General features: G+C 48.3%; 14 protein-coding genes. 2 read left to right on the top strand and 12 right to left on the bottom strand.

Annotation, left to right across the window (positions count from 1 at the left end; translation table 11 throughout):
* Nucleotides 1–137 precede the first annotated feature (137 nt).
* The 3 genes from KWJ01_RS22610 to KWJ01_RS22600 form a co-directional block, all read right to left on the bottom strand.
* Entirely contained in the window at nucleotides 138–2,012 is a 1,875-nt protein-coding gene (locus KWJ01_RS22610; RefSeq protein WP_224999401.1) for a choice-of-anchor I family protein, read from the bottom strand.
* A gap of 152 nt (nucleotides 2,013–2,164) precedes the next feature.
* Nucleotides 2,165–3,226: a UDP-glucose--hexose-1-phosphate uridylyltransferase gene (locus tag KWJ01_RS22605; RefSeq protein WP_224999400.1), complete on the bottom strand. Its 1,062-nt coding sequence runs from the start codon at nucleotides 3,224–3,226 to the stop codon at nucleotides 2,165–2,167.
* 36 nt (nucleotides 3,227–3,262) lie between these two features.
* Nucleotides 3,263–4,411, bottom strand: coding sequence for a galactokinase (locus KWJ01_RS22600; protein WP_224999399.1), 1,149 nt, complete (start codon nucleotides 4,409–4,411; stop codon nucleotides 3,263–3,265).
* Between the two features lie 278 nt (nucleotides 4,412–4,689).
* Here KWJ01_RS22600 and KWJ01_RS22595 point away from each other — a divergent pair, with 278 nt between their 5' ends.
* On the top strand, nucleotides 4,690–5,673 hold the full coding sequence (locus KWJ01_RS22595) for a hypothetical protein (protein ID WP_224999398.1): 984 nt from the start codon (nucleotides 4,690–4,692) through the stop codon (nucleotides 5,671–5,673).
* A 20-nt stretch (nucleotides 5,674–5,693) separates the two neighbouring features.
* On the opposite strand, the gene KWJ01_RS22590 is transcribed toward KWJ01_RS22595, so the two are convergent.
* On the bottom strand, nucleotides 5,694–6,638 hold the full coding sequence (locus tag KWJ01_RS22590) for a site-specific DNA-methyltransferase (RefSeq protein WP_224999397.1): 945 nt from the start codon (nucleotides 6,636–6,638) through the stop codon (nucleotides 5,694–5,696).
* 437 nt (nucleotides 6,639–7,075) lie between these two features.
* On the opposite strand from KWJ01_RS22590, the gene KWJ01_RS22585 reads away from it, so the two are divergent.
* Nucleotides 7,076–9,688: a zinc-dependent metalloprotease gene (locus KWJ01_RS22585; protein ID WP_224999396.1), complete on the top strand. Its 2,613-nt coding sequence runs from the start codon at nucleotides 7,076–7,078 to the stop codon at nucleotides 9,686–9,688.
* Nucleotides 9,689–10,256: 568 nt separating this feature from the next.
* Here KWJ01_RS22585 and KWJ01_RS22580 read toward each other — a convergent pair.
* The 8 genes from KWJ01_RS22580 to udk all read right to left on the bottom strand — a co-directional run bounded on the left by KWJ01_RS22580 (nucleotide 10,257) and on the right by udk (nucleotide 23,840).
* Nucleotides 10,257–10,787, bottom strand: coding sequence for a hypothetical protein (locus KWJ01_RS22580; protein WP_224999395.1), 531 nt, complete (start codon nucleotides 10,785–10,787; stop codon nucleotides 10,257–10,259).
* A 31-nt stretch (nucleotides 10,788–10,818) separates the two neighbouring features.
* Nucleotides 10,819–12,321 carry a SusD/RagB family nutrient-binding outer membrane lipoprotein gene (locus KWJ01_RS22575; RefSeq protein ID WP_224999394.1) on the bottom strand — a complete coding sequence of 501 codons (1,503 nt, stop codon included), beginning with the start codon at nucleotides 12,319–12,321 and terminating at the stop codon, nucleotides 10,819–10,821.
* Nucleotides 12,322–12,339: 18 nt separating this feature from the next.
* Nucleotides 12,340–15,432 (bottom strand): SusC/RagA family TonB-linked outer membrane protein, encoded by a 3,093-nt coding sequence (locus KWJ01_RS22570; RefSeq protein WP_224999393.1) that lies wholly within the window; start codon nucleotides 15,430–15,432, stop codon nucleotides 12,340–12,342.
* 344 nt (nucleotides 15,433–15,776) lie between these two features.
* Nucleotides 15,777–18,722 (bottom strand): FAD-binding and (Fe-S)-binding domain-containing protein, encoded by a 2,946-nt coding sequence (locus tag KWJ01_RS22565; RefSeq protein WP_224999392.1) that lies wholly within the window; start codon nucleotides 18,720–18,722, stop codon nucleotides 15,777–15,779.
* Between the two features lie 195 nt (nucleotides 18,723–18,917).
* The gene (gene secDF, locus KWJ01_RS22560) at nucleotides 18,918–21,962 is read right to left on the bottom strand and encodes a protein translocase subunit SecDF (RefSeq protein ID WP_224999391.1); all 3,045 of its coding nucleotides are present in this window, start codon (nucleotides 21,960–21,962) and stop codon (nucleotides 18,918–18,920) included.
* A 129-nt stretch (nucleotides 21,963–22,091) separates the two neighbouring features.
* Nucleotides 22,092–22,457: a hypothetical protein gene (locus KWJ01_RS22555; RefSeq protein WP_224999390.1), complete on the bottom strand. Its 366-nt coding sequence runs from the start codon at nucleotides 22,455–22,457 to the stop codon at nucleotides 22,092–22,094.
* A gap of 76 nt (nucleotides 22,458–22,533) precedes the next feature.
* On the bottom strand, nucleotides 22,534–23,226 hold the full coding sequence (locus KWJ01_RS22550) for a TrkA family potassium uptake protein (RefSeq protein WP_224999389.1): 693 nt from the start codon (nucleotides 23,224–23,226) through the stop codon (nucleotides 22,534–22,536).
* Nucleotides 23,223–23,840, bottom strand: coding sequence for a uridine kinase (udk, locus tag KWJ01_RS22545; protein WP_224999388.1), 618 nt, complete (start codon nucleotides 23,838–23,840; stop codon nucleotides 23,223–23,225). The genes KWJ01_RS22550 and udk overlap by 4 nt, the downstream gene beginning before the upstream one ends.
* Nucleotides 23,841–23,843 lie beyond the last annotated feature (3 nt).

Below are 23,843 nucleotides of genomic sequence, written 5' to 3'. Positions count from 1 at the left end.
TATTGCGGCTGTTAACCAGTTGCAACTCAAAGCTGTTCTCCTGCCTGTTAATTGTAACGAACTGAATCAGGCACAAAAAAACAACAGAGCCTGAATTCAGGCTCTGCTGTTGTATAAACACATCATCTTGGATTTTCTCATTTCTTCAGCAAACGGTGCTGCTGACTAATCGTTGCTCCTTTTACCTTCACTACATATAACTGGCTGGGCAGGTGACGAAGCGGAATCTCTATGGTTGAGGCTCCTTCCAGCTGGTAGTGTTCCGACAGGTAAACTTTACCACTGAGCATGCTGGCAATTTCTATGCTAATGCTCTCTTCCTGTAGTGCTGCTACGTTTACAGTAAGCCTGTCTGTTACCGGGTTGGGGTAAAACTGTATGCCTGCTTTTACAATTGATGGCTTGCTTGCTTTAACCTCAAACAAAGTGGTGGTGCCGCTCACTTCATTGGTTAACAGGAGCAGGTTTGACTTTGTGGGGCTGCTGTGGGCTGCAATAAACACCAGGCCTTCCGGACCCAGGTCTTTTGCCTGCAGAAAGCCCTCGGGGCTGTCTTCATCAAACTGGGCACTAAAGTTCCGGTTGTTTGTGTAGGTTACAAATACTGGTGCGTAGGGATTGCTGATGTCGTACACCATTACCCCTCCTATTCGCTCCAGGCCTATAAAGGCAAAGGTGCTGCTGCCGATTTTTCCCAGGGTTACACCCTCCGGCTCAGGGCCTTTGTCATCACTCCTGCCATCAAAAGAGGGGCTCTCGTCGTTGGAGCTACCAAAGTCATCGGGTAGCAGATCGGCCAGTATGCGTTCAAACGCATCTTTGCTGTCCCAGATAAGCTCGCCCTGCTCGCTCCAGATAGAGAAAGAGCGCCCGCCATAGGTATAGATTTCTTCGTAGAGTCCGTCACCATCTGCATCTCCCTGTGCGGTGGTGGTTTTAAGCCTGCCCAGGTTTTCATTCTTTTGGAGCCATTTGGCATCCGGAAAAACAGCAGGATCCAGGGCAAGGTCTTTTACCCTTTCTTCTTCAGAGTAGCCGTCATAATCACGGGCATCGCCTTCGTTTGCCGTAACCAGAAAAGTTTGGCCTTTATGCTTGTAAGATGCAATGGCATCGGGCAAATAGAACCCTTTTACAGGCCAGGTATTGAGCTGAATGCCACCATCGCGATCGCTTACATCCAGTGCATTTTCTACCAGGGAATGGTCTTTGGTACCAAGCGGATATACCTCCCGCACCATAGCCGACTTAAGTTCTACCACTGCCATGGCATTGTTTTCCTGCAGGGTAACATAGGCAGTTCTCGAATCGTGTGAGATGGTAATGTACTCCGGTTCCAGGTCCTGGGCTACCGTAGCCCCCGGGCCAAAAATGCGTACCCCGGGCTGGATGTTTTGGTTGAAGCCCCTGAAATCTGCGGTTCTGACTGAGAAATTGCTTACATCGATGATGCTCACAGAGCCTTCGGGATCGAAGGTGTAGTCGTCGTTAGGTTCTGCTTCGTTGGCTACAACAGCATACTGCCCGTTTGGAGTAAAGGTAACCATATCGGGAATATGCCCCACCTGCACCTGCTGCAGGTAATTTCCATGTGCATCAAAAAAAACGGCTGTTCCGGGATTGTAGGTAGCATCTTCGTTGTAGTAGCCATCTACCACCACCACAACCAGGTCTTTGCTAACGGCTACGCTGTTTGGCCCGGCACCCCAGCCAGAAAGATCAATGCTTTTAACAAAAGTGAGTTTACCGGCCGTGCTGATCTTGATGATATCCAGCGCATTGGTCTGAAAATTGGTTATAAACACCTGGCTGGTCTTTGGGTCAAAGGCTGCAATCTCTGCAGCGCCCCCGGCATACTCCCTGCCTGCAGCCTGGTAAGAATCGAGCACTGCCAGCTCTAGCTCCTGCTGTGGAGCAGCCGCAGCTTTAAAAGCACCGGCCTGTTGGGCATACACCGGTACCAGTGGAGAAACAAACATGCCCGCCAGCAGATACTGGAAAAAGTGTTTCATGAAATGGGTTTTAAAATTAAAAATTTAGCTTAAAACCCAAATTTGGAAACACCCTGTTACTCTATCGTGATGTTGACGTTAAGGATAAGTTAGCGATAGGTGCCTGTGTTACTTTATTGATTAAAATAGTATTATGCAATTGTTGGGGCAGGCTAACCCTGTTCAGCATCACGCTGCTTGTAATGTACTGCAGGAAGCTTTCTTAGCATGGCAGCAGCTGTTTCGGGTGTAATATCGCGCTGGGGGTTGCCCAGCATTTCGTAGCCTACCATAAACTTTTTAACCGTTGCAGAGCGCAGCAGGGGCGGGTAAAACACCATGTGCAGGTGCCACTCGGGGTGCTCCGCTCCATCGGTTGGTGCCTGGTGGAGGCCTGCCGAGTAGGGGAAGGAAATTTCAAAAAGATTGTCGTAGCGAATGGTAAGCTGCTTATAAGCATCGGCCAGCCCAAGCATCTCCTCTTCTGTTAGCTTATCCACACTGGGTACCGGGCGTTTGGCTACAATCATGGCCTCGAAAGGCCATACGGCCCAAAATGGCACCAGGGCTACAAAATGCTCGTTTTCAAACAAAATGCGCTCCCCTTTCTGCAGTTCTATCTCTATATAATCCTGCAGCAGGGTTCTGCCATGCTTCTGGTAGTAGTTGCTAAGGTGCTGCTGTTTCTTTGCCGGCTCATCGGGTACAGACTCCTGCGCCCAGATCTGGCCGTGGGGGTGCGGGTTAGAGGCGCCCATCACCTCGCCTTTGTTCTCAAAAATCTGTACGTGGTTGATAAAGTCCTTGCTGCCCAGCTCCAGGTACTCCCGCTTCCAGAGTTCCACCACCTCTTTAATGGCTTCTACCTCCATTTCGGGAATGGTAAGATCGTGGCGGGGCGAGAAGCAGATTACTTTGCATATGCCGCGCTCGCTCTTTGCCAGAAACAGTTCGCCCTCCTGCATAACGCCGCCGGGCACATCATCCGTAATAGCAGCAAAATCGTTCCTGAAAGCATAGGTGCCTGTATAATTGGGGTTAACCTCCCCGTTTGCACGGGTATTGCCCGGGCAGAGGTAACAGCTGGGGTCATAGGCAGGGCGTTTGGCCTGGGCAGTTTTTTCCTGCTGTCCCTGCCAGGGCCGCTTGGCCCGGTGGGGCGATACCTGCAGCCATTCCCCTGTTAAGGGATTATATCTTCTGTGAGAGTGATCTTCAAAATTAAACTGGCTCATGTTCTCTTATAAGTTGTGCAGTTTGACTGGGGTATATCAGCGCCGGCCGGTACCGTCCGTTACCTTTACCTCGTAGGTTTTCATTTCAATGCCAAATTGCTGCTTATAGGCCTGTTTTGCCTCTTCTATAAAAGCCTCTTTCTGATCTGACTTTACCAGGTTAATGGTACAGCCACCAAAACCACCGCCCATCATGCGGGCCCCTACTACATTAGAATTGTTTTTGGCCAACCCTACTAAAAAGTCAAGTTCGGGGCAGCTCACCTCGTATTGTTCCGAAAGGCCCTGGTGAGATCCGTACATTTTCTGGCCAAAAGCTTTGATGTTGCCCTGCTCCAGTAGATCGCATCCTTTTAGCAGGCGATCATTTTCTTCTATTACATAGCGGCATCTTTTGTAGATAACCGGGCTAATTGCTGACTTTACTTCGTCGAGCATCTCCAGGGTAACATCGCGCAGGCTGTTTACCTCGGGGTGCTTTTCCTTTACCTTTGCCACGCCCTGCTCACATTCCTGGCGGCGGGTATTGTACTCAGAGCTTGCCAGCGAGTGCTTTACCTGGGTATCCAGCAGCACAATCTGGTAGGCCCCCAGCTCCAGTGGAAAGTAGCTGAAATCGAGCGAGCGGCAGTCAAGGCGAATGGCATGAGCCTCCTTGCCCATAACAGAGGCAAACTGATCCATAATGCCACACTGCACACCGGCAAAGGTATGTTCTGCCTTTTGTGCATATTTTATAAGCTGCAGCTTTTCTACGTTTAGGTCAAAAAGCTGGCTAAGTGCATAGGCAGCTCCACACTCAAGCGCTGCAGATGAAGACAAACCGGCCCCGATAGGGATATCGCCGCCAAAAACACAGTCGAAACCACCTAACTGGTAACCTCCTTTTTGCAGCTGATCTACCACACCCAAAATATAGTTGGGCCAGCCTTTATCAGAAGGCTGCAGGTCCTGCAGGTTAAAAGCCACTGCTTCGTCATAATCTAAAGAATAGAGGCGGCAGGTTTCTGATTCGTTCTTAGCTACTGCCAGTACCATTTCCTTATCAATGGCCGCTGGCAGCACAAATCCGTTGTTGTAATCGGTGTGTTCGCCAATCAGGTTTATTCTACCCGGAGAGCGTACCAGCATGGGCTTACTGCCATACAGCTCCCTGAACTTATCTTCAATCAACTTGTAGTTCATTATCCTTAAAAAATAAAGTTCTTACACAAATCTAGCAGTTCAGCGGGTATATTAGCGCTACAATGGCATATATCAAAATTGCCAACCCAATAATTGCTGTGCTGGCTTATAAAAAGGCCTTTTCATTGATTACAGCTGCCAGATATTTAAAACCAGAAGCGATTTTCCTCCTGCCTTACGCCCACTACAAGCGTTCAGCCAAAGCAATTATAAACATCAGATTAACAAAAAGCTGCCTTTGCTGATTGATTTAGTAGAAACCTGTTTTGCTAAGGGCTATGTTACAATCTAATGAGCGGATGCTGCTGGAACCACGGCTGGCCAGGTGTGGCCAGCGCACGCAACAGCCAGCTGTTCATCCCCGCAGCGGTCAGCCAACAGAATGGTTCAGCCCGGAGCTACTGGCAAAAAAAGGGTACAAAGGCCTTACTTTTGATTTCTTTGTTCAATGGAATACAGTACCCCCAGCCCTAACACCTCTTATCTGGGTCAAAAAAATATTAAAAGCATCACACAGCTACGCACAGCTGCTTAACAAGCTTCCGGAGTTTTTATTGAGTGAGCTTGGGGCTCCCTATCTGCAGCTATACACAGATTTTGCGCAGGCCTTTGGAATGGAGCTGCAGGTGCTGATATTCAGGGACGACCATGATTGGGCCAGTACCGGCAGTACGCTGCTGCTTTGCACCCTGGAGAATGTTGGGGGCGAAATTTCCATCAGTGGCAGTGAAATATCCATAGGGCTGCTACAGGACCTTATCCGCATGCACTCCGGCGGAAAGGTAAAAATAGGCCAAAAAGGCCTTTTCTGGGGCACTTCTAACCTGGAGTGTTATTTATCTGCTACAGACAGCCTCTATCCCGGAGATGTAGACATGCTTTTGCTGGATGAGCGTAGAAAGCCTGCTGCTATCATAGAATTCAAAAAACATAACCTCCTCAGCCCCATATCAGAGCAAAAGCTTGAGAACTACTACCCCTACCCCGACGGCAGAAAATACAACCGGCTGGCAGTGCTGCAACAGTACCTGGCCCGCCGCAGCGGAGAGCAGCACATCCCCTTCATTATTATCTATTACCCAACAAAGCCAGAAGCCACCAAAGGCAGAATTGAACTGCTGCAGGGAGCCTATGGGGAGCTTCGTACACTGGCAGCCAGAAATTTTGAGCTTCCCGGAAAAAGATCAGCGGAAGAATTTGAAAAAGTAACGGAGCTGCTGCAGCGTGCTATTGCTTATCACCATCAGCAGTTTAGTCACTGATCCCACAGTACATTAGCAGATCAGGAGGCCAGCTCCTGCTGAACGGCCTGCAGAATAAAATGCTCCGAGGAGCCCTCCGGAGCAGCATAGCAGGTATCCAGCAGCTTTTGCTGTAGTTGTTCCATGGCTTTTCTGCTCAGGGGCTTGCCACTGTAGTTATCCCTGATAACTGTTGCTATATTTTCCAGCAGCATGCTTTTACGTGCCTCCTCCAGCCTGGTGTTACACACTGCTATCAGGTCAATACCTTCTTTTTTGAACAACAGCGACTCCTGGTTTTTTTCGATGCCAATAAAGCGGCGGTTCTCCAGCAGGGCTGCTACCAGAAAGCTGCCGCTGCCACAGGTATTATCAAGCACCAGGTCTCCTTCTTTTGTAAAGGTCCTGACCAGGTAGCGACCCAGGGCTACAGGCTTTTGGGTAGGATGGTATACCTCTCCTTCCGATTCTGCTGTTTTAAAATAGATGATATCGGTTGGGTAGCGTTCGCCTTCGCTTTTCACTTCTACAGGACCAAAATCGCCGTAGCTGCCCGATAGCTGATTTTTGCGCACCCCCTTGTTGTAGGGCTCACCGGCAGTCATCTGGGGGGTGTAAGTGGGTTGCTTTTTATAGAACACACAGATATCCTCATGCTTGCGCAGGGGCTGCTTTTTAGCGTTCAGGAAGTTGGTTGGCTTTGATTTCTCCCAAACGATCTTGTATTTAAAAAGCTTTTCGTTGCTAAGTATCAGTTTAGCTGTGAAGATGCCCTGCGAGGTGAGCACTATAGCGCCGTTTGGTTTAATAAGCCGCTCGTATTCTTTCCAGAGCTCCTCAAGGTTAATTACCGAATCCCACTGGTTTTGGGTAGTGCCATAGGGAAGGTCGCACAGAATCATATCTACCGATCCGCCGGGAATCTGCTTCATTACCTCCAGGCAATCTCCCTCTGTTACGGCGTTCAGCATCTGATCAAACTGCATAAACTTATATATCTTAGGTTAGCGGCAAAAATTCCAGTTTATGAATCGCTAAAAATACGGCACTGCCCAGGATCATGAAACAGAAAAAGGATCTTTATTAGCAGCCACTTCTTTAGCACAGCAGCCGGCTATGCTACCATTTATGGCAAGGGCAGCACATGACCTTCTTTCAAAAAACACGGTACAACTCCCAACAATTTACAGATGCACCTGATCTCCGGCTAAATTAGCCTACCAAAAAATGTTTTTTGCCCTACGAACTAATTATCGAAAGAAAAGATTCTTTCACTGAATCTTCAGGATTATATTTCAGCACGAATAATTATTACCATTCAACACTTTACAAGACCGCTCATAACTTCGGGTTTGATAAATGAGAATGAGTTTTTAATTTAATACATCATTTAACCATCCAGTATTACGTTAAGCTACCTTTTATGCATTTTACCGTAAAGACAGGGTTTTGTTCGGCTGCTCTGGCTGCTTTTTTATTAGCAGCACCCGTTACAGATACCCATGCGCAGAAACGCAAGAAAAAAGACAAGGACAAGGAAGCCGCCGCTGCTGCTGCCCCGCAGAAAAAAGAGGACCTGAAATCTATTTCCGAACTCACTAAAAAGTGTAAGGAATACCCCGGCCTCTTTACCATGTACCAGGATACCACCAATGGTACTGCCTATCTGCTGATCCGCAAAGATCAGATTGATAAAGAATTTATCTACTTCAGCCAGATTGCCGATGGTGTACTGGAGGCAGGTTTCTTCCGTGGTGCTTATCGTAACGAAGGTGTTTTTTCTGTTCGCCAGTACTTTGACCGCATAGAGCTGGTTGGCGAAAACACTTCTTTCTATTTTGATGGCAGCAACGCCCTGAAAAAAGCAGAGCAGGCCAACATTAACCGCCCTGTGCTGGTGAGCCAGAAAATAGAGGCAATCAATGACGATAAAACTGCATGGCTGATCAAGGCCGATGACATTTTCCTGACTGAAGCCCTGGGCCAGGTTAAACCTTCTCCCAACCCAATGGCCCGCCCCGGCCAGCTGTTCGATCTTGGCCGCCAGAGCAAAGACAAGAGCAAGTACGCTGCTGTTCGCAACTACCCACAGAATACCGATGTGGTAGTAGAGTATGTATTTGAAAACCAGTACCCGATCCGTTACGGCTCACAGGCTGTAACCGATAGCCGCAACGTATCTGTAAAAATTCAGCATAGCTTTATCGAAGTTCCTAATAACGACTTCAAGGCCCGCTTCGACGACCCACGTGTTGGTTTCTTTACACAAGAGGTTACCGACATGACCAGCGCAAGCGTAACACCCTACCGCGATGTTATTAACCGCTGGCACCTGGTAAAGAAAAATCCTGATGCTGCCGTATCGGAACCGGTAGAGCCAATTGTGTGGTGGATTGAAAATACTACCCCACGCGAATTCAGGGCTACTATCAAGGCCGCCACCCTGGAGTGGAACAAAGCTTTTGAAAAAGCAGGTTTCAAAAATGCAGTGGTTGTGAAAGAACAACCCGACTCTGCCGACTGGGATGCCGGTGATATCCGCTATAACGTACTACGCTGGACTTCTTCGCCAATTCCTCCTTTTGGTGGCTATGGCCCAAGCTTTACCAACCCACGCACAGGCCAGATCCTAGGTGCCGATATTATGCTGGAGTATGTGTTTGTAACCAACCGCCTGCAAACCGGCGGCATATTCAGCACTGCTGCACTGGGCCTGGATGAGGAAACCGCCGCCCTGCCTTCTGATGAGCATTTCTGCAGCCTGGGTCATAAAATGCACCTGAACAACCTGTTTGGCATGCAGATGCTGGATGCCTTAGGCTCCGGCATAGAGGTAGAGAAAGATGAGCTGATCAAGCAGTCGCTCTACTACCTGGTGCTGCACGAAGTAGGCCACACCCTTGGTCTTAACCACAACATGAAGGCCAGCCAAATGATCTCTCACAAAGAGATTCATGACCGCGCTAAAGCCGAACAGACCGGCCTGACCGGTTCAGTAATGGACTATCCTGCTGTAAACTACAGCGCCGACCGCGAAAAGCAGGGCATGTACTACACCACCACCCCTGGTCCTTACGACCTGTGGGCCATTGAATTCGGTTATTCTCCTGCCCTGCAGCTGGATGGAGCAGAAAAAGCTCGCCTGAATAAAATTCTGGCCCGTTCCACAGAGCCTGCACTTACATTTGGTAATGATGCCGACGACATGCGTTCTGCCGGTAAAGGTATTGATCCGCGCGTAATGATCGGTGATATGTCTGGCGATGCTGTATCTTATGCCATTGAACGCATGGAGATGGTGAAAAAGGCTTATCCAAACCTGAAAGACCGCCTGGTAACCGATGATCAGTCGTTCCAGGAGCTGCGCAACGCTTACTTTGTATTGACAGGCGAGCATGCAACCAGCCTTCGGGTAATGAGCCGCTACATTGGCGGTGTGTATGTTGACCGCGCTTTTAACAAGCAGGAAGGTGCAACCCAGCCATTTACGCCGGTGCCTGCTGCTGAGCAGAAGCGTGCCATGAAGGCCATTGCCCAGTATGGTTTCAGCCCTAAGGCATTTGATATGCCAGAGAACATTTACCCTTACCTGCAGTCGCAGCGCCGTGGCTTTAATCACTTCGGTAATAACGAAGATCCGCAGGTACACGCCCGCGTGCTGAACATTCAGCGCGATGTGCTGAACCACCTGATGCACCAGAACGTATGGCAGCGCATTACCGACTCTGAACTGTATGGTAACGAGTACGGCCTTACCAGCTTTGCCGGAGATCTGACCAATTCTATCTTTAAAGAAGACCTGGGCAAATCTGTAAACAGCATGCGCCAAAACCTGCAGCAGGAGTATGTTGACAGGCTGGTGAACATCCTGGAAGACAAGGCTAATTACAGCCATGTTGCCAAGAGTGCTGCCCACAGCCAGCTGAAGTCAATCCAGACCATGCTGCGCAACAGCGGTGCTCCGGATGCTTCTACCCGTGCACACAAAGATCACCTCCAGCACAAAATCAGCCAGGCTTTTGAGAAAAAGTCTTAAGGAGTTGAAATAATTTGTAACAAAAAAGACGCTGCCCCACCGGTAGCGTCTTTTTTGCTTTTAGCTGTTTACAGTCGTATCGACTATTAAAAACCACCCTGCACACGATCAGGCATTACTTACACATCTGGTGGATGTAAAGCAACTGCTAAAATTAGCTTTTGCCCGGATTAGGATCAGTTTCCACTGTTATTGCACAACAGTTGCAGATGCTTTATTTAGGTAAGCAAATAGCCTCTCCTTCCTCTACCACCCAAAAAATAAACAATTAGGCTGTTTGCCAATGCCACACCGATGGTACAGCTGGTATTTATTGAAGAAGCCACAAAAAAAGGTGCAGAAAATTCCTGCACCTTTTTAGTTATACTAATTAAATAAAGAGGCTTGTATAGGTTTTACAGCGCTGCACGTTTTCTCAACTACTCATCAGTTTTGGCACTAAATCCAGGGAAAAAGAGCCTGCTCAACTTAAATTTTAGTTTTTGCTCGGCCCCAGAGCTACAACTAAGATTTTGGGTTCACCTAACAGATAAGTAATTGCTGCGCTTTAAAACGGAAAGCAGCGTTATCAGGGGGCAATCCTAAGTCTCAACTGCACCGGAACAATAGTTTGGTTATCATCCAGGGTAACAAGAAACATAAAGGCAAACTCTGAATAAGTTGCTGTGCCGGTAGGGCCATTCAGCGCAGTGTTTGCAGCACCTGTAGGAAACTTAGCTTTCAGGGCAGGAAGGCTGGTCGTGAAAGTAGCAGTGGTGCCAGAACCTGCAATGCTTGCCTGTATGGTATTTGCTGCAGTAGCACCAGTAGTTACCGTAGCTGCATTGATTGCCGTAGTTCCACCTACTACTCTTGTTATCTCCCTGATGGTACGTCCGGAACTTTCGGGAATTTCAAGGGTAAAGCTGATATCACTTTCTGACGTTTTTGACACCGTATAGAAAGGAGCATGGCCGTAAGTGGTGGCTCCCTGGTAAGTCACAGGTATAGCCGGCTGGTTATCTCTGCTAAACTGCCCATAGTCCAGATCATCCTCGCAGGAAAAACAGGCTATCACAAGGCAGAGCAGAAGTGTTATATTTAATATACTTCTTTTCATTATCTGAATGTTCTTTAAAGTGTTGTAATAATTATTGCGCATCCCACCATACGCGCTCGTTTGTCTGCGGACCCGGGTTAGGCATGTTAGGGTTTCTTGAAATCTCTGTAGAAGGATAAGGCAATCTTACAGGAATAGTACCGTCTATACCAGCTGCATTCTGGGCAAGCGGTAGTTCGGGGTAACCTGTTCTTCTCCAGTCATTCCACAGCTCATAACCATTACCCGTCCAGGCAATATACTTCTGCAACAAAATTTGCTTGAGGGCTTCCGTAGGATCTGCTGATAGTGTACCTACAGACTCCTGCGCCAGATAGGCAGTAACTTCTGCACTTGAAACACCCACTGCTGCCATTGAAGCCATCACACCTTCTGTATACAGCTCCTGTGCAGATTTATCACCAATATCCCAGCGCAACTTGGCTTCTGCCAGAATAAACGCCCGCTGAAAGTTGGTGATTAGCTTGATAGGAGCATCTCCACCGGCAGATGTGTTGGGTGTTAATTGCCCGGTTACATATGATCCGAATCTTGACCAGCTCGTGGTTGGAGTAGGCCTTGATCCTGCCTGGCCATTGTCGATTGTAACATAGCTTGCTGTAGGCTTGGTGATCAGGTAGGGTAACCTAGGATCATTTAAAGCCTGCAGACGATTCAGATAACGGGTAGAAGCAATCAGGTCGTTGCTAAATGAGCCAACGTTGGTCCACTGGTGAACTGGGTTTTGAGTACCAGTAGCAGAACCAAATTTAACCTGAGCATTCTGGGCATTTGAGGTAATGTAAGCATCGGCACCCTTGGCCAGTACCTCTGCAATCACTGCTTTGGCAACTGGTTCGCCTTCAGGATTATTACTGATCTGCATCGCCAGCTTGAGCAGCAGCGTATTACCAAAACGCTTCCAGTTTGCGATGTTACCACCATAGATCAGGTCTTCGCCGCCAGGCGTAAAAACATTGGTTGTCTGGTCCAGATCAGCAAGACCTTCTCTTACCAGGTCAAAAAGGCTCTGAATTCCCTCTGCCTGGTTACCAAGATAAATATCCCGCTGTGCATCTAACCTTGGCGTAGTTTTGTCTGATCCCGCCAGCGCTTCGGAATAAGGTACAGCGCCCCATACATCGGTTAGCACAGCAAAGTTATAGGCTTTCAGGATCTTGGCTACACCAGCGTATGCAGGAGAATTTGTCTCATTTGCAACTCTGATCATTTCCTGCAGGTTTACCATGCTACCATAGAAATCAAACCTCCAGGCATTGGTGAGACCAGTTTCTGATGCTGTGATAGTGTAAACATCATAGCTCAGGGGAGCACCGGCAGCACCAGCCATTTGCTGCATAATGGGCGAGGTTAACCTGTTGAGCTCATTATGGCTGGCCCAGGCTGTACCTACCTGCGCAGGCGGAAGTAAAACTTTATTGGTTACCTCTACCGGACTGTTTGGAGACTCATTTACGTCTAAGAAGTCTTCGCAGCCACTGGAAGCAAATGCAACAGCAGCAACTACTAGTGTATATTTAGAAAATATTCGCATTTTCATCGATCAGTTATATTATAGTGTGAATCTAAGGTTGACGCCATAAGACCTGGTGTTTGGCGCACCATTCAGGTCCATTCCTCTGATGTTACCTGCACCCTGGGTGTTTATTTCAGGATCCATGAAGAAGTTTGGCGCGTAGTAAAGCAGGTTACGTCCGCTTACTGAAATGAAAATATCACCAAATGGAGACTTTGAAATCAGGTTTTTAGGTATGCTGTAGCCTAAAGACACTTCTCTTAGCCTGTATACTGTTGCATCGTACACAGCAGCCTCAGAAGCCAGGCCACCCAGCGCCTGCCAGTACTGCTGGGCACTGATCTGAATGTTATTAGGCGTAAATGTACCATCTGCTCCCTCAATTACACCAGGCAGAATTCTTGGCTGATCTCTTTCTACTGCAGTCATTTCTATGGCACCTAAGCTTTTCAAATCCTGGGCAGAGAAAGAGTAAAGATCACCACCCTGGCGTGTATCTACCAGCACAGAGAAGTTAATACCCTTGTAAGAAAGTGTGTTGGTGATACCACCTAACCAGTCCGGGTTCGGATCTGCTATTACCTGTCCGGCAACAGAAGGCTGGAAGAGACCAGTGGAAGGGTTGATCAACAACTGTCCTGCATCGTTTCTTGGAAAGGCAGAGCTTATGATCACACCGTAAGGATGTCCTTCTGCAATAGATGGTGTAATACCACCAAAGCCGTTACCAGGAATTGGGAAGTCCTTAACGCCTTCTGTGATCTCAACTACCATGTTTCTGATTCTGCTGTAGTTGGCTGTCACATCCCATTTAAAATCTCCGCGCCTTAATACTGTAGCATTCACCAATGCTTCAATACCTTTGTTCGTCATCAAACCTACGTTGGCATACCTTGAGTTGAAACCAGATGCGTTAGCAACCGCTACCGGCATAATCTGATCACTGCTTTCAGAAGAGAAGTAAGTAACATCTACTGTTACACTGTTCCTGAAGAAGCCTAGGTTAGCGCCTACCTCATAAGAAGTTGTAAACTCTGGCGTGAGTGTGTTGCTACCAATCTGGCTGCTGTAAGCAAAACCAGGCAGGCCTAAATATGGGAAGTTAACGCTTGCTACGTTATTACCGAATGAAGGGCTTACAAAGTAAGTTTCCGTAGAGTATGGATCTGCATCTCTACCCACCTTAGCAATGTTTCCTCTTATTTTTCCATAAGACAAGATATCAGAATCAAGCTTAAGCATGTCAGTAACCACTAAACTGGCAGTAACTGAAGGATAGAAGAACATATTGTTTTCTTTAGGAAGCGTAGAGGACTGATCCGTTCTGCCGGTAAATTCCAGGAACGCAAAGTTTTCATAGTCGAAGCTAACCTGACCATAAAAGCCAACCAGTCTTCTGATTGAAGAAGTTTCGAAGCTGTTGGTGAAAGAAGATGCGCCGCTTTGGTTAAAGAAGCCGGGGAAAGAAAGGCCCTGCCCTACAACACCTACTGACTGAGAATTTCTTTGGTTAATGTTGTTACCAACCAAAACCGAAGCATTCAGTCCTTCAAGCAGAAGTCCTTTTTTTGTAGCTGTAACCAAAAGATCAGAGTTCAGCTCACTGCGGAACCACGATTCGTCACGTATTTCACCAGAAGGAACCCTGCCAGAGTTGATGGCAAGTGTTAATTTTCTTCTGTCAGAATAGGTGTCAAGACCAAGTCGGTAGTCAACCTTTAACCAGTCTGTAATTTTATAGCCAAGATCGATATTACCCAGGATCCTGTCATTCTTGCTCTCAAACAACTCATTGTTAGCACTCCACAAAGGGTGGTTGGCCGACAAAGAGTAATACTGGCTGTTACCAGCAGCATTGGAATAAGGAAGGCCTGTCAGGTCATAGCTACGCGGAATCCTGGTGATCTGACCAAACGCACTGGCGCCGTTACCTCCGGGAATGCCCTCCTGGCTGCTCCTGATGTAGTTGATAGATCCTCCGGCAATCAAACCATTATTAAGCGTTGTGCTTCCTTTCAGCTGAACGTTGGTTCTGTCATAGCCTGAATTAGGAATGATACCTTTTTGTGTGGTATTACCAAAAGACAAGAGGTAGTTCGCAACTTCATTTCCGGAAGTAATGCTAACGTTATTCGATAAAAACTGTCCGGTCTGATAAAAATCCTTGATGTTATCAGGATAGGCCTGGTATGGCACCCTTTGCCCCCAGGTGGTTGTAACAGAATCATAACCCGGAGTGCCAAAACTTGGTCCCCAGGAGTTGGTAGAGTTAGCAACATATTCGTTTAAGCTACCCTGGCCGTATTGATTCTGGAACTTAGGCAGGCTGGATACCTGCTGCATGTTGTAAGATGAGTTTACAACAACCTCGGTCTTACCTTGTGTATTCCTGCCAGATTTGGTAGTGATGATAATGGCACCGGCAGATGCACGTGAACCATAAAGCACAGCCGCCGCAGGGCCTTTCAGAACTGTAATCGATTCGATATTATTCGGATCAATATCAGCAGCTCTGTTTGCAGGCTGTGTACCAAACAGGGTATTTTGGGTATTGTCTACGTTATTGCTGATAGGAATACCATCTACAATAAACAGTGGCTGGTTGCTACCGGTAAAAGAAGAAATTCCCCTGATGTTGATGTTAGTAGAAGCACCGGGAGATCCACTGGAACCAGTAATGTTTACACCTGCAATCTTACCTTCCAAACCTCTTACAGCATCTGTAGTAGATTTGTTGGCAAGAGCTTCACCCTTAACTTCCTGGGTGGCATATCCAAGGGATCTTTTGTCCCTTTCAATACCAATAGCCGTAATAACAACTTCCGATAGCTGCTCAACATCCTCTTTCAGCGCAACATTGATCACAGAGCGGTTTCCCACTTTTTCTTCCGTAGTCATATAGCCTACGAAAGAAATAACTAGTACAGCTTCATTGGAAGGAACCTCAATTTTGTACTTACCATCTACATCGGTAACTACACCCAGGGAGCTTCCTTTAACAAGAACCGAAGCGCCGGGCACTCCAATTCCATCGGTGGCAGATGTTACCGTACCGGTAACCGTTCGCTGAGCCCAGGCTGCCTCGGCAACCAAGCCCAACAAAATAAACACAAGTAGTAATCTCTTCATACAGAATAAAAGTACATTTAATACAGTAAATAAAAATCGAAAATTGCACCTTATTCAATAAAAACCACATTAAATTTCAATTAAACAGCTTTTAATGAAATTTTAATTTTAGCCCTTATTTGTTTTAATATATTACATGATTTTTCTTGTACACCCTGACTATTTTGAAAAGTACCCCAACATAGTAGCTTTATTGTTGTGAGATTACATATGTATATTGCTTACGTATTTCAAACGGTGTAGCTACTATTTCCATGATATGATTATTGTTATGGAATCAAGAAAAAAGGAGAGCCGGCTTTATAAACCAGCTCTCCTTTCAAATTATATAAACGCAGAATCTCCTAAACCAAAGCCTCCCAAAGGATCTCTACCGGGTGCTGTGCCCGGCGACCGGTGCCATCCAGGATCTGGTGGCGGCAGCTGGTACCGGGAGCAGCAATCAACACTTCAGCAGGCTGCTGACGCACAGTGGGAAAAAGCACCAGCTCACCTATTTGCATGCTTACCTCGTAATGCTCTGCCTCATATCCAAAAGAGCCCGCCATGCCGCAGCAGCCACTGGGGATGAGCAACACCTCGTAGTTAGCAGGCAGGGTGAGCATTTTCTTGGTAAAGATCACAGAGGAAAGTGCCTTCTGGTGGCAATGGCCATGCAGGCGAATGGTTCGCTTTTCTTTGCTGAACCGTGCTGCCGTAATACGTCCTGCTTCTTTTTCCTTTGCCAGGAACTCATCTGCCAGCAGGGCAGCATCTGCGAGCTTTTGTGCTGCTTCACGCTGATCGGGGCGGCACAGACTAAGGTACTCATCACGCAGGGTAAGAATAGCCGAGGGCTCTACGCCTATCAGGTACACTCCCTCCTGCAGCTGAGGCACCAGCATATCTATGTTCTGCTGTGCAATCTGCTGTGCATCGCGCAGCAGACCTTTGCTTAGCCAGGTACGGCCACTTTCTTCATGCTCGGGCATGATCAGCTCATACCCCAGTTTGCTTAGCAGCTTGCAGAGAGTCTGGCCAATAGGCGTATCGTTGTAGTTGGTAAACTCATCGCAAAAAAGCATTACCTTTCCTTTACGATTACCATTTAGGCTGGCATTAAGCATTGCCGCATTCTTTTCAAACCATTTGCGCCAGGTGGTTTTGTGCAGCCTGGGCAGACTGCGCTCAGGTGCAAAGCCCATTGCCTTGCGCATAAGCTTGCCTGCAAAGTGTTTACCGGTAAAAGCATTATAGGCAAAGGGCGCTAAGGATGCCAGAGCATTGCTTTTATTGAAGTTGGCAATAAGCCTGGTACGGGCAGGCACTCCGTTGGCATCGTAATAATGCTGCTGCCACTCGGCTTTTAATTTGGCTACATCAACATTGCTGGGGCACTCGGCTTTGCAGCCTTTGCAGCTAATACAAAGCTCCATTACATCCTTAATCTCCTCGTGATTAAAGCGATTGGGCTTGGTGGAATTTTGCAGCATTTCGCGCAGCATGTTGGCCCGGCCACGGGTGGTATCTTTTTCGTTACGGGTGGCCATAAAGCTGGGACACATGGTGCCGCCCATCAGATGGCTTTTGCGGCAGTCGCCGGAGCCGTTGCAAAGCTCCGCCGCCCGAATGATACCATCTGTCTCACTCCAGTCAAAGATAGTATTGAATTCAGGCACCTCCTGGTTAGGCCAATAGCGCAGGCTATCGTTCATGGAGGGAGTATCTACTATTTTACCGGGGTTAAAGATATTTTGCGGATCCCAGGTCTTCTTCAGCTCCTTCAGCAGGCCATAGTTGTGCTCGCCTATCATAAAGCGGATAAACTCGCCACGCAGACGGCCATCGCCATGCTCGCCGCTCAAAGAACCTTTGTATTTTTTTACCAGCCGGGCTATTTCTTCGGCAATGGTGCGGAACATGCGGTTTCCTTCCTCTGTTTTGAGGTTAAGGATGGGGCGCAGGTGCAGCTCGCCGCTGCCGGCATGGGCATAGTGCACACAAAAGAGGCCGTAGCTCTTCAAAATTTCATTGAACTCGGCAATATACTCCGGCAGCTCCTGTACATCTACTGCGGTATCTTCAATTACAGGCACAGGTTTGGCATCTCCCTTAATGTTAGAGAGCAATCCCAGACCGGCTTTACGCAGGGTCCACACGCGCTTAATGTCTTCGCCTGTAACCAGCGGATAGTGATGGCCGTAGCCCTCCCTGCGCAGATCGGCCTCCAGGGCAGCAGCTTGGGTCTGTACCTCCACATCAGACTGGCCGGTTAGCTCAACCACCAGCAGTGCCCCAGGATCGCCCTTGATGAAAAAGCGGTTCTGACGCTGCTCTATATTAGCCTTGGTACACTCCAGTATATAGCTATCGATCAGCTCACTGGCAAAGGGATCATATTTAAGTGCTACCAGGTTAGCACGCAGCGATTCATCTACTGAATTGCAGTGTACGCACAGGAGTCCACTCACAGGTGGCGGCAGGGGCACCAGGTTAAGCTTAAGCTCTGTCATGAACAAGAGCGTACCTTCCGAACCAGCAATCAGTTTACAGAAGTTAAAGGGTTCACCATCGGGTGTAAATGGCTGGCTGTTCAGCAGCATATCAAGTGCATAGCCGGTGTTGCGCCGGGGTATGCTGGGCTTTGGAAATTCTTTGCGGATCTCCTCTGCATTTTGCTGATTGCTCAGCAGGCGTGCAACCGTCTGATAAATGCTGATCTCCAGCGGGCTGTTTACCCCTTCGCCATTACGTTTTGCCTCGAACTGCTCAGGTGTTAAGGCGCCAAAGACAGCTTCGCTGCCATCGGCCAAAAAGCCTCTTACCTCCAGCAGGTGTTCACGGGTGCTGCCATATACCAGAGAGTTTGAGCCGCAACTATTATTGCCTACCATCCCCCCCACCATACAGCGGTTGGCAGTGGAGGTTTCAGGCGCAAACATAAGGCCGTAAGGCTTCAGAAAAAGGTTTAGCTCATCGCGCACCACCCCGGGCTGTATGCGTACCCAGCGTTCTTCTGCGTTTACCTCCAGTATACTGGTAAAGTGCTTGGAAACATCTACCACAATGCCGCCACCCACCACCTGCCCTGCCAGTGAGGTACCGGCGGTGCGCGGAATCAGGGAGCTGCTGTTATTGGCAGCAAACTGCACCAGTTGTTGTATGTCTCCTTCGGTTTTGGGAAATGCTACTGCCAGCGGCATTTCCCTGAAAGCAGAGGCATCTGTAGCATAGAGCCTCCGCATGGTTTCATTATAAAAAAGGCTGCCTTCTAACTTAGTAGACAGCTGTTGCAGAGCTTGTTCCATCATAACTTCAAATCACGCCATGAATTTAACAGATGCCTGCAGGAATATTGTGATGTTTGGAAAAAAAAGCCGGAATAATATCCTGCACTGCACGATTATTATAGTTTTTTCTATGCTGTGAACAATATGGTGCCAAAACAAAAAAGCTGCCCCTGGCAGGAGCAGCTTTTCAAATATGCTTGTGTACTTAAATTACTATTATGCTTTCTGACGCACAGTAGTAGGCTTGGCTACTTCTGCTTCGTCTTTCTGACGTGCCAGCAAATCTGCGGCAATCGGAGAAGCAACGAAGATAGAAGAATATGTACCTACCAGAATACCTACCAGCAGGGCAAAAGAGAAACCTCTTAGTACCTCACCACCAAACAGGAACAGGATGAGTACTACCACCAGGGTGGTAAGTGAAGTCATCAGGGTACGGTTTAGCGTGCTGTTAATAGCGCTGTTAAAGGTATTCAGCAGGGTAACTTTGTTGTAGCGGTTGCCCACTTCCTCGCGAATACGGTCAAACACAACCACGGTATCGTTGATGGAGTAACCAATTACAGTCAGAATCGCAGCTACGAACACCTGGTCAACCTCGTAGGTCATGCCCAGCGCACCGGCAATGGCAAAGGCACCCAGGGTAATGGCTACGTCGTGTACCAGGGCCAGGATGGCACCGGCACTAAACTGCCAGCCACGGAAACGGATCAGGATGTAAAGGAACATAATGATCAGTGAGAACAAACCAGCTTCCCATGATGCTTCCTTGATGTCGTCGGCAATGGTAGCGCCTACTTTTGATGAGCTCACAATGGAGAACTGACCCTGTGAAACGCTGGCACCATCCTGAACAAAGCGTTTGCCTGTAGCTTCCTCAATACCCTGCACAAGTGCAGACTGTACCTGGGCATCAGAGGCTTCCTCTTCTACATCAATCAGGTAGCTGGTGGTTACTTTAAGTACGTTGTTGGCTCCATAGGTTTTCACCTCTGTACCTGCACCTGCAAAGTTATCGCTAAGGTCAAGCTTAAGCTGCGTTGGAGAAACCGGCTCATCGAAGTTTACTACGTAGGTACGGCCACCGGTAAAGTCAACACCCATGTTGAGGCCGTTATTCAGCACCAGCGCAACCAGACCAACAGCAATTACAACACCTGATAAAATATACGCCTTTTTGCGCATACCCATAAAGTTGATGTCGCCACCCTTAAACAGGTTACGGGAGAAAGCAGTATCGAAAGACATTTTGCTTGCATCGCCTTTGGCTGTCATCCAGTCGATGATCACGCGGGTAATCAGTACGGCTGAGAACAGGGAGCAAAGAATACCAATGATCAGGGTAATGGCAAAACCTTTAACCGGACCCTGTCCCATTACGTACAGTACAATGGCAACAAGCAGGGTTGTTACGTTGGCATCTATAATAGAGCTGTAAGCCTTCTGATAGCCTTTGTTGATTGCTGCTTTCAGGCTAAGGCCGCCGCGTAATTCTTCACGTATACGCTCAAAGATCAGTACGTTGGCGTCAATAGACATACCAATGGTAAGCACGATACCTGCAATACCAGGCAGGGTTAGGGCTGCGCCCAGGTTTGCCAGTATACCAAAGATAAAGAAGATGTTGAACAGCAGGGCAATGTTAGCAACCAGACCACCTTTAGAGTAGTACGCTACAATAAAGATCACCACCATACCCAAACCAGCTACAATAGATAGAATACCCTGGTTACGGGCCATTTCTCCCAGTGTAGGACCTACAATGGCCTCCTCTACAATACGGGCAGGGGCTGGCAGGGCACCGGCTTCCAGGATGTTGGCAAGGTCCTGTGCTTCCTGTATGGCTGCAGTAGGATCGTTTCTGTCGCCAGATACTGAAATAGAAGACACACCACCAGGTATCTCAGACTGAACCACCGGTGCAGAGTATACATAGTTATCAAGAACAATGGCGATACGCTGGCCAATGTTGTTGGCAGTTATTCTTTTCCAGGTACGGGCACCATCGCTGTTCATCACCATTACCACTTCTGGCTGGCCACGCTCGTTGAAGTCCTGGCGGGCACGCTCAATAACCTCACCGGTTAAAGGTGCACGACCACCACGCTCGCGCTGTACCGCATACAGAGACAGCATCGGGTCTCCGCCACCTTCAGGCCTGAAGCCTTTCACATCCCACACAAAGCTTAAGTTGGAAGGGATCAGGCTCTGTACATCCGGGCGGTTCAGGATTCTGTTGATCTGGGCAGTGTCACGCACACTGTACAGCAGCGATGCCTGGGAACGGTTCAGAGAAAACAGCGGAGACATCTGCAGGGACAGCGAATCTGCTGTTGCAGTAGTATCGGCAGTAGCCAGCTGAGAGGCAAGGTCATTGCCGCCAACGGTATCTGTTGCAGCAGTAGCAGCAGTATCTGTAGCAGTGGTAGCAGCCGGCTGCTGGGTGTTGCCCGCAGTGGCAGCATTAGCACGGTTTTCCTCTACAATAAGGCTGTTGATTTCGGCAAGGGTCTGGTAGTACTCCTGTATTTCTACTACTTCCAGGAACTCCAGCTTGGCAGTACCCTGTAACAGCTTGCGCACACGCTCGGGGTTGTCTACACCTGGTAATTCTACCAGAATGCGGCCGGAACCCTGCAGGCGCTGAATGTTAGGCTGTGAGGTACCAAAGCGGTCAACACGGGTACGAAGAATTTCAAAAGAAGTATTGATGGCGTTTTCTACCTTTTCATTCAGGTAGTTAACAACGGCATCATCAGAAGTCTGCGAAGTAATTACGTTACGGTTAGCGGCAGTGAAGAAAGCGTCTCTTAACGGACGGCCTGCAGCATGCTGCTGCCATCCCTGGCGGAACAGCTCCACAAAGCTCTCCTGGCTGTCTCTTTGCCTTTCGCGGGCATAGTTAATGGACTGCACCAGGGCAGGATCATTAGGGTTTGCAGCCAGGCCTTTGATTACCTCAACCGGAGAAATCTCCAGGGTAACGTTCATACCGCCCTGTAAGTCGAGGCCCAGGTTAAGTTCGGTTTGTTTTACCTCCTGATAGGTATACTCCATACCCAGGAAGTTGTAAACAGGCTCATGCCAAACCGAATCGAGATAGTTCTGCTTTTTGCTATAACTGATGCTACCATCGGGCAGGGTGGCATAGGCCGTGGCTTTCTGCTGTACCTGACGCGAAACGTAGGTAAATGAAAGATAGTACAAGCATAGCAGCGTTACCACAACGGTAAGCACCACTATTAAACCTTTGTTTTTCATGAATTAAAGTATAGAAATAGTAAGGGTTACATTTTAGAATATAGAGCACACAGGCCGGGAACAACAGATCCGGCACCTACGCCGGAAACGGTGCATCCGGGTAAGCCTCTGGGGCAGGCAAACAAGTACTTAGGGGGCGTTGGGCGAGATAATTCGCCTAAAGAGCGTACGACGATAGCTATTTACCAGGTCCGGAACATTGGCCGGTGCCTGCTCAACTATTTCTACAAGAGGAATGATAACCGGTACAATGGCCGGCTGATAGAAGAAGATCTGCAGCGGCGCTACCTGGGCCAGGGCAGAAAAGCCCGGTTCGAACACAGGAAGTTCTTCGCCTGTTGCTGACTTTTGCACCTGCTCTTTCTGCAGGGGTGCAGCACCAAAGGCCAGTGTTTTACCGGCAGGCATAGCCGTAAACATAAGCCCTGCCAGCAAGGCCATCAACACCGGCAGGCGGTGTACGAATGTTTTATGTTTACAAAACCAGCTTATCATGCCCTTCTTCGCTAATCTTTGGCGCAAATCAATTACAAAAGTATAAGAATTTTGAGAAAGAACACCTAAAGCAGGCTTATTTGTTCACTTCCATAAATTTATTTACGTCCTGCTCTTTTCCAAGCAAGATCATAATGTCAGAATCGTACAAAACCGTATCGCCCTGGGGCACGCCAATGATGTGTTCTACCTCGGTAACCCGGCCATCGCGTTCTTCTTCAAAAACACGCTTAACGGTAATGAGGTTAAGGTTGTATTTTTGCCGCAGGCCAATTTCGCGCACGGTTCTGTTCACCACACGCTTGGGCGTTTGTATCTCTACAATCTCGTAATCGTCGGCAAGGGGCAGGAACGATTTCATGTTGGGGTGCAGCAGCGTTTCAGCTACTGTTTTGCCTACTGTTTCTTCCGGCGATAGTATTTCGCTTACCCCCATTTTTTCCAGGATCATGCGCTGCTGCGTTGAAGCGGCACGGGCAATAATGCGTTTAACCCCCAGGTCCTGCAGCAGCACCGTAGTAAGAAGCAGGCCTTCAAAATTCTCACCTATGGCCACCACCACCGCATCCATATCCTGAATATTTTGTGCCATCAGGGCCTTAACATCCGTAGTGTCCATGGCTACGGCATGGGCTACCTCATCTTTCACAAACTCTACTTTATCCAGCAGCAGATCAATGGCCAGTACCTCGGCACCCCGGGCAGCCAGGGTGCGGGCTATAGACATACCAAACTGGCCCAGGCCTATTACGGCAAAGCGGTTAATCATGGCAGCTTAGACTTTATAAATGTAGTGATCACCTCAAGGGCATTATCAAAACCGTGGTTATTGGGCACAACCAGGTCGGCATCGCTCCTGAAGGGCTTTATATATTTGTTGTAGGTAGGGGCAACATGCCGCTCATAGCGGTAGAGCACATCTTCCAGGTCGTAGCCCCGCTCCACTTTATCGCGCACAATACGCCTGCTTAGCTTTATATGCTCCTCTGCCTCAATAAAAACCTTCAGATCGAGGTGGCGGGTAAGCTCCGGAAAATAAAAAACAAAGATCCCCTCTACCACAATTACCGGCGCCGGATGAAACTCCAGCTGCTTGGGTACCGCATTGGGGTTATTGAAAGTATATTCCTGGCGAACAACGCTGCGTCCTTCCTTTAGGGCAATAAGGTCCTGTGCGTACAGTTCGTGGTCTATAGAATAGGGAGTATCGAAGTTCTTGATACCGTTTTCATCAACAGGCTGCTCGTGGCGTGGCCTGTAGTAGTTATCCTGCGAAACAAGACAAACCTCCGAGGGAGTGAAATTCTGGAGCAACTCACGCAAGAAATAGGTTTTACCCGAAGCACTACCTCCTGTTATTCCTACTATGTACGGCTTTTTCATTCG

The sequence above is a fragment of the Cesiribacter sp. SM1 genome (assembly GCF_020178975.1).
GTDB lineage: Bacteria > Bacteroidota > Bacteroidia > Cytophagales > Cyclobacteriaceae > Cesiribacter.
The sequence above is the reverse complement of the archived record's forward strand: the minus strand, read 5'-3'. Positions and strand labels throughout refer to the sequence as shown.